We start from the raw sequence: 14893 nt of genomic DNA, 5'->3' as shown, positions 1-14893 counted from the left end.
TGGTGAAGTCGGGGCGTTTGTATGGTATCTGGTCGCTCAAAAATCACCGGATGTTTTTGCGGCGGTTGCGCTGAAAGTCTTCCAGCACAAAGCCTCCTAGTCCCTGTAAATTGCTGTAGTAGGCCCGGCCGTTGTTTACCTGCGTGAAGTTCTGTACGAATTGCTTCAAATAAGGATCCGTGGCAATCATGAAGGTAGTGACGGGGATGTCCAAACGGCGGCACTGGGCGGCCAGCGTGAGGGTTTTGCTAATGATCTTGCGGTCCAGCCCGAAGCTATTCTTGTAGTACCGTATCCCTTCTTTCAGGCAGGTAGGCTTGCCGTCGGTAATCATGAAAATCTGCTTGTTGCGGTTTTTGCGCCGCCGCAGCAGGTCCATCGCCAGCTCCAGGCCCGCCACGGTGTTGGTATGGTAGGGGCCTACCTCCAGGTAGGGGAGGTCTTTTAGCTGGATCTGCCAGGCGTCGTTGCCAAAGACAATAATATCCAGAGAATCCTTTGGGTACTTGGTACGAATCAACTCCGCGAGGGCCAGCGCTACTTTTTTGGCGGGTGTAATGCGGTCCTCGCCGTACAGAATCATGGAGTGGCTGATGTCGATCATCACCACGGTGGCCGTGGTGATCTTCTGCTCTTTTTCGACCACCTCCAGGTCATTTTCCATTAACTGAAAATCACCGATGCCGTGATTGACCTGGGCGTTCTTGATGGACTCGGTCATGGAGATTTGTTCCAGCGTGTCGCCAAACTGGTAGGCCCGCACGTCGCTGCTGAGCTCATCACCGGCACCGAGGTGGGGCGAGTGGTGGTTCCCGCCGGACTTGGAGCGTTTCAGCTTCCCGAAGATCTCCTCCAGGGCGCTCCGGCGAATACTCTGCTCGCTTTTGGGCGTCATGACCACGCGGCCCTCTTCGTTTTCTTCGGTCAGGTACCCCTTCTTCTTCATGTCTTCGAAGAAGTCGCCGATACCGTACTGGTCGCTGGTAAGATTATACTGCCGATCGAGCTCGCTGAGCCACGACATTGCCTGCGACACGTCGCCAGAAGTCATGAGCAGCAGCTGCTGGAAAATGGAAAACAGCTGATCGAACTTACTGTTGCCTCCCTGCTCTTGGGGAATGTATTTGAAAAAACGGTGTCCGCGCATAAGTACCTGAGATAATCAGAAATAACAACGTTAATTTAGGCAGGATAGTTTACAAAAAAAGCCTCGCCGGACAGCTTGAGTCGGCAAGGCCTTGGGGTACTTTTAGGTACTTTTCCCGAAAATCAAATCATCCTCAGGCTTTCTCGCCGCAGAATTCTTCAAAAGCCATCAGGAGGTGCTGGGCGATCATTTCGGCCGAGCGGCCTTCGATGTGGTGGCGCTCGATGAAATGGACCAGTTCGTCATCCCGGAAAATAGCAATGGCGGGCGACGACGGCGGATAGGGAAGCGTATACTCGCGCATTTTGGCGACGGCTTCGTGATCTACCCCGGCAAAAACCGTAACCAGGTTGTCGGGTTTGGCTTCGCTACGAGCCAGGGCCGCTTTGACACCCGGACGGCACGCACCCGCCGCACAGCCACAGACGGAATTGATGACCACCAGGGTAGAGCCCTGTGCATCTTTGAAAAAGCTATCCACTTCGTCGGCGGTTAGCAACTCCTGAAATCCCACACTGGTCAGGTCGGCCTTCATGGGTGCTACTAATTGGGGGGGATACATAGTATTGAAAGTTTATGGTTTTAAATGAAATATCTGCGTTTGGCCGGGCTTCTACATGAAGCCCAGTTCAAGTTTTGCTTCTTCCGACATCATTTCGGTGGAGTAAGGGGGATCAAAGGTAAGCTCCAGGCTCACGTCGTTGACGCCTTCTACCTCCCGTATCCGCTGTTCTACTTCTCCGGGCAAGGTACCTGCCGAGGGGCAGGAAGGAGAGGTGAGGGTCATCGAAACGTAAACGTTGTTGACGGGAAATATTTTCAGGTCGTAGATCAGGCCCAGCTCGTACACATCAACGGGAATTTCCGGATCGTACACGCTCTTAATCGCTTTCACTACTTCCTCTTTTAATTCAGCTTCGGTCATTTCTATTGTCGAAAAAAGGTGATTCTGTGGGTCCACTACCGGCTAGTCAACGGCCTGGTAAGCAATGGCGTAATGTTTCATTTGCTTCACCATCGAGGCCAGCCCGTTGGAGCGGGTCTGAGCCAGGTGCTGGTGCAGACCGATGCGCTCGAGAAAGTACAGGTCGGCCTTAGCAATGGCCTCGGGCGTATGGCCCGAAAGTACCTTGACCAGCATACTTACCAGGCCGCGTACAATAATCGCGTCGCTATCGGCGGCAAAGTGCAGCTTGTCGCCCTCCAGGTAGGTATGCAGCCACACCCGTGACTGGCAGCCTTTGATAATGTTCTCTTCGGTTTTGTATTGTTCTTCGAGCGGGGGTAGTTGCTTGCCGAGATCAATGATGTACTCGTACTTGCTTTCCCAATCATCAAACAACTCAAAATCGGAGATAAGTTCATCCTGTATTTCGTTGATGCTCATATTCTTTCCAACTTCGGTAACTACTGATTCGTGAGGTAGTTGAAAGGATAGCTTCCCGCCATTTTGAGGGCCACTGCTGATCCTGCTAGAGCCTAGCCCAGCATTTTCTTTACTTTGTGCAGGCCCCGCACCAGGCTGTCTACTTCCTCCATTGTGTTGTAAACGGAAAAAGAGGCCCGGGAGGTTCCGGGAATACCAAAACGTTGCATCATAGGCTGGGTACAGTGGTGGCCGGTCCGGATGGCAATGCCCTGCTGGTCGAGCAGTACCCCGATGTCCTGGTGATGAATACCCTCCATGACGAAGGAAAGTACCCCAATTTTTTCCTTGGCGCGCCCAATGATGCGCAGCCCCTCGATAGCCTCCAGCGCGTCGGTAGCGTACCGCAGCAGTTGGTGTTCGTGCTCGGCTATGGCCTCTTTCCCCAGCTCATCTACGTAGTCCAGAGCGGTGCGGGCGGCTACTACATCGGCAATGTTGGGCGTGCCGGCTTCGAACTTATAGGGAAGCTCGTTATAGGTTGTTTTTTCAAACGTAACTTCTTTGATCATCTCGCCGCCCCCGCGGTAAGGAGGCATGGCGTCGAGGAGTTCTTTTTTGCCATAGAGTACCCCCATGCCCGTGGGGCCGTAGAGTTTATGAAGCGAAAACACGTAGAAATCGCAGTCGAGCGCCTGCACGTCAATGCTGAGGTGGGAACTGGCCTGCGCGCCGTCGAGCAGTACCTTGGCTCCCACGGCGTGGGCTTTCTCCACAATCTGAGCAACCGGATTGATAGTACCCAGAGCGTTGGAAACGTGCACCACCGACACAAACTTGGTACGTTCGCTGAGTAGTTTCTCGTACTCCTCCATGCGTAGCTCACCCTCTTCGCTGATGGGTATCACCTTCAGAATGCACCCCTTTTCTTCGCAAAGCATTTGCCAGGGTACAATGTTGGAGTGGTGCTCCATGGTACTGATGATGATCTCGTCGCCCGCTTTCAGGAAGGCCCGGCCGTAAGCCTGGGCTACCAGGTTGATGCCGTCAGTGGAGCCGTACGTAAAGATGATTTCCTCGGACAACCGGGCGTTCAGAAAAGCCTGGATGCGCCGCCGGGAGGCTTCAAAGGCCGAGGTCGCTTTCTCGGCCAGGTGGTGAATACCCCGGTGAATGTTGGCATTATAATGCTCATAGTAGCCCGTTAGGGCATCAAGTACCTGCCGGGGCTTCTGGGTAGTGGCGGCGTTGTCCAGGTACACGAGCGGCTTTCCGTTGATGGTCTCGTTGAGAATGGGAAAGTCCCGCCGGATTTTAGCTATATCTAATTGTTGGGTCACGGTTGTCATTGAATCAGGGGCTTGCAGCCATTAAATGCTTCCTTACATCACTTTTCCATGCTGGCCCGAGGGGTAGGTACTTTCTAAACTACCTACTTGCTAAGCGAAGCTACCTTACTTGGCGGCCAGCTTGTCGGTGATCACGCCCGTCAGGTACTCCCGAATGGCGTCAATCTTGATCTGGCTCACGACATCTTCGCAGAAGGCAGCCATCAGCAGCGTGAGGGCTTCGGGCTTGGAAATACCCCGCGAGCGCATGTAAAAGAGTGCTTCCTCGTCGAGCTGGCCGGTGGTAGTACCGTGCGAGCACTTCACGTCATCGGCAAAAATTTCCAGCTGAGGCTTGGTGTTCATGGTCGCCTCGGTGGAAAGTACCACGTTCTTACACGACTGAAACGCGTTGGTTTTCTGGGCGTCGGGGCGCACATAGATCTTCCCGTTAAACACGCCGGTGGCCCGCTCCCGAAGTACCCCTTTGTACAGCTCGTTGCTGTTGGAGTTGGGCTTCATGTGATCGGCTACGGTATGGTTGTCGATGTGTTGCTTACCGTCGGGAAGGTACAGGCCGTACATGTACACTTCGCAATGCTCGCCGTTGATCTCGATGTTGAGGTTATTCCGGATAAAAGCCCCGTTGAGCGATACCGTAGCGGCATAAAAATTGGCCCGGTCGAGTACCTGCACTTGGGTAGTACCTACGTGATAGGCCTGCTCGGTTTCGTTTTGTACTTTGTAATACTCCACGTAGGCATCTTCGGCGACGTGGATTTCGGTGACGATGTTGGTGAGCGAGTAGGCCTCACCCAGGGTACGAAACGACTCGGCGAGTTTCACCTGGGCACCCCGGCCAATGGCCACGATGTTGTGCGGGTTGCTCCCTACGTTTTGGGTACGGGCGTCGGAAATAAAGCGGAGAATGATGGGTTGCTCCACTACTTTTCCCGCGGGTACCTGGATAAAGACACCGTCGTGAGCAAAGGCCGTGTTCAGGGCCGTAAAAGGATCAGCCTGGTAGCGGGCCAGTTGTCCAAAGTACTTGGTCACGAGCTCCGGCTGCTGCTTGGCGGCCTCCGTCAGGGGCAAAATACTCAGCTGCTCAGGGGGCGACACGATGGTCGACAGGCTGGCTTCGTAGCGGCCGTTGATAAAATACAGGATATTGCCCGCCAAATTCGGAATCTCCAGGGAATTGATGAGCTCGGCAGTTACGGCGTGCTCGCCACTAAACTGGTAGGATTTCCCGACAAGTTCGCGCACGTTGCTGTATTTCCACTCTTCGTTTCTCGGTGAAGGAAAGCCCGTCTCCTCAAAGTGGAGCAGGGCCGCGCGCTTCAGCTGGTGAAAGGTACTTTGCGCTTCTCCGTTCAGGGTTGCTTCCCGGGAGTAGAAATCGGCAACGAGCTTGGTTTTTAAATCTATGGTTTCGGTACTCATTTCGTAGTTGACATTAGGTACTTTAAAGAAAACCGGGACCTGCCTTTCAGGCAAAAGCCACCAGCGGCAAACCGTTTAGGCGTGTTGGGCTTCTACCTCCGCCTTAATCCAGTCGTACCCTTTTTCTTCCAGTTCAAGCGCCAGTTCTTTGGGGCCGGATTTTACAATGCGTCCCTTATAAAGTACATGCACGTAGTCGGGTACGATGTAGTCCAGCAGACGCTGGTAGTGCGTTACCACGATGGTCGCGCGTTCGGCTGAGCGCAGGGCGTTCACGCCCTCAGCCACGATGCGCAGCGCGTCGATGTCAAGGCCGGAGTCCGTCTCGTCCAGAATGGCCAACCGGGGTTCAAGGACCGCCATCTGAAAGATCTCGTTACGCTTTTTTTCTCCACCCGAAAAACCTTCGTTCAGCGAGCGTTTTAGTAGCGAGTCATTCATGCTGACCAGGGCGGCTTTCTGACGAACCAGCTTCAGAAACTGAGCTGCATCCAGTGGATTTTCACCTTTGTATTTACGAATTTCGTTGACGGCCGTTTTTAGAAAATTAATGGTTGTGACGCCCGGAATCTCTACGGGGTACTGAAAGGCCAGAAAGATACCTTCGGCGGCGCGCTCTTCGGCGGCCATTTCCAGGAGGCTCTTACCCTGGTAGTCCACGTATCCTCCCGTCACTTCGTATTCTTCGCGCCCGGCCAGGACGGACGCCAGGGTACTTTTGCCGGAGCCGTTCGGACCCATGATGGCATGTATTTCGCCTGCTTTTACTTCCAGGTTAATTCCATTTAATATTTCTTTGCCTTCAATAGAGGCACGCAAATCATTGATTTTGAGCATAACTGGTTTACGCAATTAATGAATAGTAGACTTGTGCAAAAGTAGTAAGCTTTGGTGGTTTAATAAAATTACGTGTGGGGTGTTTATAAACCACTCATTTACGGTAACATAACCCCGTTAGAGCCGTGCTTGTTCCTTTTCGTTGGCTTTTCTTGCAGGATGAAGACCACGGCCTGTACCGTAGCCTGTGAACTTGGATCTTTTTAATTCAAAATAAGCTTTCTATTTTGCAATCCTTAATTTTATGGATGACCTATACCAATGATCAATACAAGTACCCTTTTGGAAAACATTCAGGTAGATTCGGAAGTAGGCCGGTTGCGACGCCTCCTGATTCACAGCCCGGACCGGGGCCTAGGAAAGGTGGTACCTTCCAAAGCCCAGGATTGGCTCTTTGAGGACATCGTACACCTGGCTACCATGCGGCGAGAAGAATACGATTACTACGTGAAGCTGCTCCTGTACTTCCTGGACCCGGATAAGATCAAAGGACGTGTGAAGGCCATCGATGCCGATTTGTCCCGTTCCTTTTACAAACCAGGTACCCCTGAGTATTTTAATTCAGACCGGGTGATCGACGTCCAGACGCTACTTGCTGAAATTCTAGAGCAGGCCGTTATCCGCACCAAGCTGACGGCGGCTATCTGTGGCATTGAGCGGTGTTCGTACCACATCCAGGCCGAGCTGGGTACCTATGATCCGGCTGAGCTGGCCAAAATTTTCTTGTCGGGTTCGCTGCCCGACGAGCGGATGCTCTTTGCGCCGCTGCCCAATTTGATCTTCACGCGCGACATCGGCATCGTAATCAACGACCACATTCTGCTCAACAAACCCGCCAAGTCGGCCCGGACGCGCGAGTCGCTGCTGGCGCAGTATGTCTTTTTTCACCACCCGATCTTTGCCAACTACCAGGACAAGATCATCGAAATTCCTGACAATGAGCACCACTTTTTGCTTCCCGACGACGAAAAACACAGCGATTACAACCGCACCACGCTCGAAGGAGGGGATGTGATGATGGTGGCGCCCCGGCATTTGCTGATCGGGTGCAGCGAACGCACCACACTCTACGCCGCGCAGCAGGTGATGAAGGTCCTTTTTGAGCGGGCTGTGGTGGATACCATTACGATCATCAAAATCCCAAAAAAGCGCGACTACATGCACATCGATACGCTGTTTACGCAGGTGAAAAAAAACATGTGGGTACTGCTCAGTTCGCTGGGGCGGCAGGGAGACGAAGCCAAAAAACGCGACCTGCTGCACTTTTTTGCGCCCCAGGCCTTCGACCATGACTTGCGGATCATGCAATTTAAGAAAGGCCAGGAGCACAAGCCCGTCGACATCGAAAACCTGGAAGACCTCCTCACGGATATTAGCCGCAAGGACCTGGGCAGTACCGAGCCGGTGCAGTTTATTTATTCGGGCAACAAAGAATTTCCGTTTGGCGATCGGGAACAATGGACCGACTCCTGCAACCTGCTAGCGCTTCAAGACGGCGTGGTGATAGGCTACGACCGCAACGACAAAACCCTGGAGGCGTTTCGTAACGCGGGATTTAGGGTAGTGAAAGCCGTTGATCTACTGGAACAGTTCGAGCAGGGGGTACTTGCGCCCGATACCCTCACCGATACGTTTATCATGCTACCCTCGGCGGAGCTATCGCGTGCGCGCGGTGGTTCACACTGTATGAGTATGCCTATTCTGCGGGAGGCAGTTTTGTAGAATAGATAGGTACTTCTGTGTGTCCATGGGCTTGCAAACGGACCAATTCGGTCGTAACTTCGCCCATACAGAACTCTCTTTATCTCTTTACCGCTATGCGTTCCATTCGTACCTCGGCCCAGCTACAACCCCAGTCTACCTCAAGAATTTTGATGGTACGGCCGGTACACTTTGCTTTCAATGAGCAAACTGCCACGAGCAACGAATTTCAGGACGCTGCTTTTGCCCGGGCGCATGAATCTACGGCGCAGGAGCAGGCCCGGGAGGAGTTTGATCACCTGGTAAGCCAGCTGGACTCACACGGGGTGGAGCTTTATGTCTTCGACGATACACCCACACCCCATACGCCCGACTCCATTTTTCCTAACAACTGGGTATCCTTTCACCAAAGTGGTAAGATCGTGCTCTATCCCATGATGGCCCCCAACCGCCGCGATGAGCGCCGCCTGGATATTATCGACGAGCTTCGAAAGACTTTCCACGTCGAGGAAATCATCGATTTAACGTACTTTGAGCAGCAGGAGAAGTACCTGGAAGGTACCGGCAGCATGGTACTGGACCGCCGCTACAAAATTGCCTACGCCTGCCTTTCACCCCGCACGCATCCTGAGGTACTTGATGCGTTTGCGGAGGCAACGGGCTATGAGATTGTGCGCTTCGAGGCCACGGACGAAAACGGCCAGGCTATTTACCATACCAATGTACTGATGTGCGTGGGGGATATTTTTGCGGCGGTGTGCCTGGAAGCCATTCGGAATCCCGACGAGCGGCATCTGGTCCGTTCGGTCCTGGAAGAGACGGGCAAGTACATTGTAGAGTTGACAATGGAGCAGGTGCGCCAGATGGCAGGCAACATGCTGATGGTGCGAAACAAGAAAGGCGAGAAGCTACTCGTGATGTCTACTCAGGCCTACGAATCCTTAACTCCCCAGCAACGCGATGCCCTGGACGATTACGCGGAGCTTTTCCACGCGGATCTGTCGATGATCGAGGGTAACGGTGGAGGCTCTGCTCGCTGTATGCTGGCCGAAATTCACCTACCTCCCAAGTAAGCTCAAGTAAGCTTAGGTACTTTACAGATAGGTACTTGAAAGTACTTCGATCCAGGGCCTCTGCCGCTGGATCTTTTTTTTGTGGAAAATTATTCCCATAGGCTTACTGACACTAATCCGGCAGGGGTCTATATTGCCCTAACTACTTTACTGGGTAGCTATTCTTCGTGAAGGCGTTCCTGTTGTTTAAATGGCTGTCAAATAAATAATTAGTAAATTAGTAAGGCGCTTTTTGGGCTTACCGGACTACCTCTGCTTCCCTGGATAAGGGTGGACTTAGAGATGGCAAAGATTTTTCAAAGTACCCTTATCAATAAGCCAATATACAAGCCATGGAAAATAGCGTTGAAAAGGCACAAGATGCCCTGGAAAATTTAATCAAGCTGCACTACGACCGGATTCAGGGCTACGAGCACGCTCTGGAAGACACCAAAGATGCGGATTTAAAGGCGCTTTTTAGCCACAATGCCGACCAAAGCCGGCAATTTCGGGCTGAGCTAAGTGCCGAAATGGATAAGTATGGCGGAGAAGTACCTAAAGACAATAAATTTTTGGGTGATATTCATAAAGCCTGGATGGACTTCAAAGCCGCCATTACCAATAAAGATAGAGAGTCGGTTCTGAGCTCATGTGAATTTGGAGAGCAGACCATCCTGGGCGCGTATGACGACGTCCTGAAGTATGACGAGGATGACGTCCAGATCCCGACTTCACTCCGTACTTTATTACAAAACCAGCATACCGTCATCAAGTCGGCCTACAGCCAGATCTCCCTGTTACATGCCCAGGCTGATTAATAATTTGAATACATAGCGTACACGATAAGGGGTAGTCCGAGGGGCTATCCCTTACTTAGTATTTAACCTCAATAAACATCCATTTATACGTTTTATGCAACAATTAGAAGAAGATTCTACCCAAGAAAAAGTAGCCGGTATGGGTGCTATCTGCCATTCCGAAGGTGTTTGTTTTAGAGTATGGGCCCCTCATGCCGAATCGGTTTCGGTAGTAGGTACTTTTAACGACTGGAATGATTCAGCCGATGTACTCACCCGGGAAGAAAACGGACATTGGGCCGGAAATAGCGAGAAAGCCAAAGCCGGTGACGAGTATAAGTACTTCTTGAAGACTCCCTTTGGCGATTTTTATAGAAATGATCCCTACGCGCTTAAAGTGACCAGCTCAATAGGTAATGGAGTGATTTATGACCACGCTTCTTTTGACTGGGAAAACCGGGAATTCAACATGCCCTCCTGGAATGAACTGGTGATTTACGAAATGCACATAGGTACCTTCAACGTAAAAGAAGAAGGCAAGCCGGGGAATTTTTACACCGCTATGGAGCGGCTTCCTTATTTGCAAGAGCTCGGCATCAATGCGGTAGAAATCATGCCCGCCTTTGAATTTCCGGGAGGTTTGTCCTGGGGCTATAATCCTTCGCATCCCTTCGCAATCGAGTCAGACTACGGCGGACCCGAGGCCTTCAAGGAATTCATCAAGACCGCCCACGACCTGGGCATAGCCGTAATCCTGGACGTAGTGTACAATCACTTTGGCCCCTCGGATCTGGATCTGTGGCAGTTTGACGGCTGGCAGGAAAACGAAGGGGGAGGCATTTACTTTTATAATGATTGGCGCTCCGAAACTCCCTGGGGTAATACCCGACCCGATTATGGCCGCGGCGAAGTACGGCAGTACATTCATGACAACGCCATCATGTGGCTAGAAGAATACCGCGTCGACGGTCTTCGGATGGACATGGTTCCTTACATTCGAAACGTCAAGGCCGATGGTAATCCGGGGAATGATATCGAAGAAGGCCTCAGCCTGATTCAGTGGATCAATGGGGAGATCAAAAGCAAGTACCCCCATAAAATCACCATTGCCGAGGATATGCATTCGCTAAATTCCATCACGAACTCGGTGGAAAGTGGAGGGCTGGGCTATGGCTCCCAGTGGGATGCCCAGTTTGTGCATCCCGTTCGGGAAACCATCATTGCGCAGCACGACGAAGACCGCGACATGGAGGTGGTAGTGAAAGCCATTACCCACCGGTACAATAATGACGTTTTTGAGCGCATTATCTATACCGAGTCTCACGACGAAGTAGCCAACGGGCAGGCGCGGGTAGCGGAAGAAATTGCCAATGGTGACGTGAATAACTGGTACTCTAAGAAAAGGGCAGCCTTAGGAGTAGCGCTTGTGTTAACCGCTCCGGGTATCCCGATGCTTTTCCAGGGACAAACGCTCCTGGAAGATAAGTGGTTTTCGGATACCGATCCGCTGGATTGGTCGCGGCTCGAAATGTTCGCTGGTTTTGCCAATCTGCACCGCGACCTGATTCACCTACGGCGCAACCAGACAGGTACCTCCAACGGACTTACCGGGCAGCATGTGCAGATCATCCGGACTGACAATGAGAAAAAAGTACTGGCCATGCACCGCTGGAAAGACGGAGGACCCGGTGACAGCGTGGTAGTGGTTTTTAACTTCTCAGCTCAGGTTTATGATGCTTACACCATAGGTTTTCCGTCGGGAGGGCACTGGAAGGCCCGCTTTAACAGCGATTGGCGAGGCTATGACGAAGAATTTTCGGATCAGGAAGTCTTCGACCAAGAAATGCAGGATGAAGCCTGTGACGACTTGCCTCAGTCAGCTACGCTCAAGCTGGCACCCTACTCGGTAGTAATTTACTCGCAGGATAAGTAACTTAAGATTTGGCAAGATTATTTTTGCGAAGCCTACGAACCAATTGCACTTAAAGTACCTCATCATGGCGAATTTAAATAAAGATATAAGGGACATACTCGAAAACTTAATTAAGCTAAATGCGGATCGGATTGAGGGATATACCCGAGCTCAGGAAGATACCGAAAACCCGGAGCTGAAAAGGTTATTCTCTTTTTATTCCGATCAGAGCCATCATTTCAAAGCGGAACTTAACAGCGAAATGATCAACTACGGAGGCTTAATTCCGCCGGAGAATACCTTTTTGGGGCAAATCCATAAGGTATGGCTAGACTTAAAAGCTTCAATGACTAGCCCAAATACCGGGTCGATTCTTGACTCCTGTGAATTTGGTGAAAATGCCATTATTCAGGAATACGACAAGCTCCTGACTTCCGAAGAAGTAATACTACCCATTGAGCTCAGACACGTGATAGCCCGTCAGCAGCAAGATATTAAGGTTGCCTGCGAGCGAATACACTCCTTAAGACAAGTAGAAAAAATCAACTGAATAGCTTGAAGTAGAGCAGCGGGAGGAATAAAGCGTTAATCAACGCTTTATTCCTCCCGCTGCTTATTTACTTCTCTTACTAATGTAGTCTGTGGGGATTGCGGGGCTACAAAGTACCCTACCGAGTGCTATTGGTGAGGTTTTCCAGATGAATGCTGTCGGCTTTCTCCTTAGGTAGGTCGCCCACGATGGTATCTGATGGTACGGTTCCAGGGGTGACATAAATTTGCCGTACGGTATTTTTACGGTTACCCTGGAAATAAAAAACAGCTAGGACAACAACGACCAAAAGAATAATGGCTCCTCCAAGTACGTAGGTGGAGGTCTTCGAAAATAAGTCTTTCATTGCACTTAATTATTGAATTGTGTTTCGTAGTACATTCTTTCTTTACCCGATACGCTAGTGAACTGGTAAAGAAGGTAGTGTAAGCTAGTTAATGGTGTCTCTCTTTATTCTATTAATGCTATTCTGCACGTCCGTCTTGAAGCTCGTCCAGCCCTCCTCGGTTTTGCTTTGAAGGCTTTTTAGCTTGGTATTGAGTTCGCCGCGCTCTTCTCGAAGCTCTTTTTTTCGCGCCTGCCAGCGTTCCTTTTCTTTGGCAGTAGCCGTGCTTATCTTACCGTCGATATCTTCCATTTTACGGTCCAGATCATCAATCGCTTTGTTGATCTTAATCTTCATCTCAGCTTTTTCTTCCTGCCAGTTGCTTTGGAGATTCTTCGTACTGGCGTTTAGGTCTTCTTTGGCCTCTTGAAATCCCTCCTGAGCCTCTTCTTCAGTTTGGGCTAAGGTATCATCGGTTTTATCGCGTTGATTGTCCGTACATCCGGTCCAGGTGATGAGCCCAAAAGAGAGGAGTAGGATGGTAGCCAATGGATTCTTTTTCATACGTAAGAGAAGTTTATAGGAATATACGTTTATTGATAACCCAAAGTAACAACTACTAAAAGTTAGCCCTGTACGAGGCTATACTAAAAAAAAATACCAGAAGAATTCAGAAAAGCATTTAACCAGGGGCCACGCTAAATGCGGCTCTCTGCAGAGATGGACAGTAAGACTACCAAGCTAGCCGCCCCGTACCATTCTGAGCGACCAAACATGGGGAGAAGCTAGGCAAGATGAGGAATAATGTACTCAGCGGTACGATGCTGGATTTAGCACTATTTAGCTAGATAGCCGTGGCCTGGGAATTTAGCTAATATAGAAAGAAAAGCAAACCAGCCAGTATGAACTCTTCTCCGCCACTCTCCAATTTGCTACGCTTGGCCGCAGCGATGATCATCATAACCCTGAGCGTTTACTGGATGATTTTTCTGAGAGGCTTACTGGTACCTATTCTTATATCGGTTCTTCTATCCATTCTGGTGTCGCCCATCACTATTCAATTAGAAGAGAAGGGACTATCCAAAATCGCTTCCATTATCCTTACCATAGTTCTTTTTCTGGGGCTGATTGCCGGTATCATCTATTTTGCTACCATGCAGATTTCTGATATGTTGGACGTCTGGCCGGATCTCAAAAGAAAAGGTACTCTGTGGTTTACCCAGCTCCAAAACTGGGCCTACCGACTTTTTGGCCTGAGGCCGCAAAGTCAGATAACCAAGCTGCAAGAAATGTCTATGGCCTTTCTAAGCGGAGGGGGATCGGCCGCTCTACTCAAGACTACAAGTACCCTCGCTGACGTTATTCTCATTCCGTTATATATGTTCTTCATGCTCTATTACCGCAGCTTCTTTTGTGAATTTGTATATAAGGTAATGGCAAAATCGGAGAAGCAGCGGGTAAATACGGTACTTTTTCGAATCTGTGATGTCGTTCACAACTACCTATCAGGTTTATTTATCGTAATGGTTATAGTAGGGTCACTCAATACAATAAGCCTGTTGATCTTGGATATCAATTATGCCGTGTTCTTTGGCTTTTTTGCGGCGCTGCTGCTACTTATTCCTTATATAGGTGTGTTAATCGGCTCTTTGCTACCTATTTTGATGGCCTTTATTACTAAAGATTCTCCCATGTACGGAGTAGGCGTAGCGGGAGCTTTCCTCTTTATCCAGTTTCTGGAAGGTAATTTTATTACCCCTTACATTGTAGGTTCAAAGATTAGCATCAACCCGTTGGTGGCCATCATTGGGCTTTTGCTCGGGGGCGTGATATGGGGAATCGCGGGCATGATGCTATCGCTGCCGATGATTGCCATTCTTAAGGTAGTTTTTGATCATTCCGAAAGCTTAAAACCTTTCGGCTATTTGATTGGTGAGCCTGTTCGGGAAGAATCGCGTAGGGTAGTAGAAGAACATACAGCCGAGAATCCCGAATTGATTACCGACGAGGTAGCGGATTCGGTTAAAGAAGCTATCTGAGTCCTGGGAAGTGTATTTTTATTCGGCCTCCAGAATTTTTTTAATTTCTGTGAAGCTTATAGGTTTGTCCAGGAAGTGATCAGCACCTCTACGAATGGCCTCTTCCCTCAGATTGGTCATGGCACTCATCATAATGATGTGAGGATTGCTCTCAAATGCCTTGATGGATTCAATATTATCCAGCCCCTTACCATCCGGTAGATTATTGTCCAATAGTACCCAGTTAGGTTTAATTTCTTCTATAAAGGCTAGCCCATCGGCTAGGGTAGTCGCGATCTTTATACTATTGGATGAGGAGTCCTGGATTTGACGCTGTAAAAATTTACGCATCAAAATGCCTAGGTCAACCTCGTCTTCAATAATGACTATTTTCATACATTTTACAAGGTAAAA

General features: G+C 50.2%; 16 protein-coding genes. 6 read left to right on the top strand and 10 right to left on the bottom strand.

Translation table 11 applies throughout. The features are described 5' to 3' along the window. Window positions 1-43: 43 nt before the first annotated feature. The 7 genes from HNQ92_RS09810 to sufC form a co-directional block, all read right to left on the bottom strand. The gene (locus HNQ92_RS09810; RefSeq protein ID WP_184173609.1) at window positions 44-1147 is read right to left on the bottom strand and encodes a vWA domain-containing protein; all 1104 of its coding nucleotides are present in this window, start codon (window positions 1145-1147) and stop codon (window positions 44-46) included. A gap of 133 nt (window positions 1148-1280) precedes the next feature. Next, window positions 1281-1709, bottom strand: a complete 429-nt coding sequence (locus HNQ92_RS09805; protein ID WP_184173607.1) for a BrxA/BrxB family bacilliredoxin — start codon at window positions 1707-1709, stop codon at window positions 1281-1283. A 51-nt stretch (window positions 1710-1760) separates the two neighbouring features. Continuing rightward, complete coding sequence (locus HNQ92_RS09800) at window positions 1761-2072, bottom strand: SUF system Fe-S cluster assembly protein (protein WP_184173605.1); 312 nt, start codon at window positions 2070-2072, stop codon at window positions 1761-1763. Window positions 2073-2114: 42 nt separating this feature from the next. After that, window positions 2115-2534 (bottom strand): SufE family protein, encoded by a 420-nt coding sequence (locus HNQ92_RS09795; protein ID WP_184173603.1) that lies wholly within the window; start codon window positions 2532-2534, stop codon window positions 2115-2117. A gap of 92 nt (window positions 2535-2626) precedes the next feature. Next, window positions 2627-3862 (bottom strand): cysteine desulfurase, encoded by a 1236-nt coding sequence (locus tag HNQ92_RS09790; protein ID WP_184173601.1) that lies wholly within the window; start codon window positions 3860-3862, stop codon window positions 2627-2629. Between the two features lie 105 nt (window positions 3863-3967). Continuing rightward, window positions 3968-5287: a Fe-S cluster assembly protein SufD gene (gene sufD, locus HNQ92_RS09785; RefSeq protein ID WP_184173599.1), complete on the bottom strand. Its 1320-nt coding sequence runs from the start codon at window positions 5285-5287 to the stop codon at window positions 3968-3970. A 75-nt stretch (window positions 5288-5362) separates the two neighbouring features. Then, window positions 5363-6124 (bottom strand): Fe-S cluster assembly ATPase SufC, encoded by a 762-nt coding sequence (gene sufC / locus HNQ92_RS09780; RefSeq protein WP_184173597.1) that lies wholly within the window; start codon window positions 6122-6124, stop codon window positions 5363-5365. Between the two features lie 261 nt (window positions 6125-6385). Here sufC and HNQ92_RS09775 point away from each other — a divergent pair, with 261 nt between their 5' ends. From HNQ92_RS09775 to HNQ92_RS09755, 5 genes are all read left to right on the top strand, one after another. Beyond that, on the top strand, window positions 6386-7846 hold the full coding sequence (locus HNQ92_RS09775) for an arginine deiminase family protein (RefSeq protein WP_184173595.1): 1461 nt from the start codon (window positions 6386-6388) through the stop codon (window positions 7844-7846). 95 nt (window positions 7847-7941) lie between these two features. Beyond that, entirely contained in the window at window positions 7942-8898 is a 957-nt protein-coding gene (gene ctlX, locus HNQ92_RS09770; RefSeq protein WP_184173593.1) for a citrulline utilization hydrolase CtlX, read from the top strand. Between the two features lie 332 nt (window positions 8899-9230). Further along, entirely contained in the window at window positions 9231-9695 is a 465-nt protein-coding gene (locus HNQ92_RS09765) for a ferritin-like domain-containing protein (protein WP_184173591.1), read from the top strand. 94 nt (window positions 9696-9789) lie between these two features. Further along, a complete protein-coding gene (locus tag HNQ92_RS09760) occupies window positions 9790-11607 on the top strand; it encodes an alpha-amylase family glycosyl hydrolase (protein ID WP_184173589.1) in 1818 nt (605 codons plus the stop codon). 64 nt (window positions 11608-11671) lie between these two features. Next, on the top strand, window positions 11672-12136 hold the full coding sequence (locus HNQ92_RS09755; protein WP_184173587.1) for a PA2169 family four-helix-bundle protein: 465 nt from the start codon (window positions 11672-11674) through the stop codon (window positions 12134-12136). A 118-nt stretch (window positions 12137-12254) separates the two neighbouring features. Here the strand turns inward: HNQ92_RS09755 and HNQ92_RS09750 are convergent, their stop codons facing one another. After that, entirely contained in the window at window positions 12255-12482 is a 228-nt protein-coding gene (locus HNQ92_RS09750) for a hypothetical protein (protein ID WP_184173585.1), read from the bottom strand. An 84-nt stretch (window positions 12483-12566) separates the two neighbouring features. After that, window positions 12567-13025: a sll1863 family stress response protein gene (locus tag HNQ92_RS09745; RefSeq protein ID WP_184173583.1), complete on the bottom strand. Its 459-nt coding sequence runs from the start codon at window positions 13023-13025 to the stop codon at window positions 12567-12569. Window positions 13026-13363: 338 nt separating this feature from the next. On the opposite strand from HNQ92_RS09745, the gene HNQ92_RS09740 reads away from it, so the two are divergent. After that, window positions 13364-14500 (top strand): AI-2E family transporter, encoded by a 1137-nt coding sequence (locus tag HNQ92_RS09740; RefSeq protein WP_184173581.1) that lies wholly within the window; start codon window positions 13364-13366, stop codon window positions 14498-14500. Window positions 14501-14518: 18 nt separating this feature from the next. Here HNQ92_RS09740 and HNQ92_RS09735 read toward each other — a convergent pair whose 3' ends face one another. Beyond that, complete coding sequence (locus HNQ92_RS09735) at window positions 14519-14875, bottom strand: response regulator (protein ID WP_184173579.1); 357 nt, start codon at window positions 14873-14875, stop codon at window positions 14519-14521. Between the last annotated feature and the right edge of the window lie 18 nt (window positions 14876-14893).

This window comes from Rhabdobacter roseus, from assembly GCF_014202275.1.
GTDB lineage: Bacteria > Bacteroidota > Bacteroidia > Cytophagales > Spirosomataceae > Rhabdobacter > Rhabdobacter roseus.
The sequence above is the reverse complement of the archived record's forward strand: the minus strand, read 5'-3'. Positions and strand labels throughout refer to the sequence as shown.

What these genes read in the sequence shown, in the direction of transcription:
- HNQ92_RS09800 (WP_184173605.1), bottom strand. Translation starts at nt 2,072, where the DNA reads ATGACCGAAGCTGAATTAAAAGAGGAAGTAGTGAAAGCGATTAAGAGC.
- HNQ92_RS09775 (WP_184173595.1), top strand. Translation starts at nt 6,386, where the DNA reads ATGATCAATACAAGTACCCTTTTGGAAAACATTCAGGTAGATTCGGAA.
- HNQ92_RS09805 (WP_184173607.1), bottom strand. Translation starts at nt 1,709, where the DNA reads ATGTATCCCCCCCAATTAGTAGCACCCATGAAGGCCGACCTGACCAGT.
- HNQ92_RS09810 (WP_184173609.1), bottom strand. Translation starts at nt 1,147, where the DNA reads ATGCGCGGACACCGTTTTTTCAAATACATTCCCCAAGAGCAGGGAGGC.
- sufC (WP_184173597.1), bottom strand. Translation starts at nt 6,124, where the DNA reads ATGCTCAAAATCAATGATTTGCGTGCCTCTATTGAAGGCAAAGAAATA.
- ctlX (WP_184173593.1), top strand. Translation starts at nt 7,942, where the DNA reads ATGCGTTCCATTCGTACCTCGGCCCAGCTACAACCCCAGTCTACCTCA.
- HNQ92_RS09745 (WP_184173583.1), bottom strand. Translation starts at nt 13,025, where the DNA reads ATGAAAAAGAATCCATTGGCTACCATCCTACTCCTCTCTTTTGGGCTC.
- HNQ92_RS09765 (WP_184173591.1), top strand. Translation starts at nt 9,231, where the DNA reads ATGGAAAATAGCGTTGAAAAGGCACAAGATGCCCTGGAAAATTTAATC.
- HNQ92_RS09795 (WP_184173603.1), bottom strand. Translation starts at nt 2,534, where the DNA reads ATGAGCATCAACGAAATACAGGATGAACTTATCTCCGATTTTGAGTTG.
- HNQ92_RS09755 (WP_184173587.1), top strand. Translation starts at nt 11,672, where the DNA reads ATGGCGAATTTAAATAAAGATATAAGGGACATACTCGAAAACTTAATT.
- HNQ92_RS09735 (WP_184173579.1), bottom strand. Translation starts at nt 14,875, where the DNA reads ATGAAAATAGTCATTATTGAAGACGAGGTTGACCTAGGCATTTTGATG.
- HNQ92_RS09760 (WP_184173589.1), top strand. Translation starts at nt 9,790, where the DNA reads ATGCAACAATTAGAAGAAGATTCTACCCAAGAAAAAGTAGCCGGTATG.
- HNQ92_RS09790 (WP_184173601.1), bottom strand. Translation starts at nt 3,862, where the DNA reads ATGACAACCGTGACCCAACAATTAGATATAGCTAAAATCCGGCGGGAC.
- sufD (WP_184173599.1), bottom strand. Translation starts at nt 5,287, where the DNA reads ATGAGTACCGAAACCATAGATTTAAAAACCAAGCTCGTTGCCGATTTC.
- HNQ92_RS09750 (WP_184173585.1), bottom strand. Translation starts at nt 12,482, where the DNA reads ATGAAAGACTTATTTTCGAAGACCTCCACCTACGTACTTGGAGGAGCC.
- HNQ92_RS09740 (WP_184173581.1), top strand. Translation starts at nt 13,364, where the DNA reads ATGAACTCTTCTCCGCCACTCTCCAATTTGCTACGCTTGGCCGCAGCG.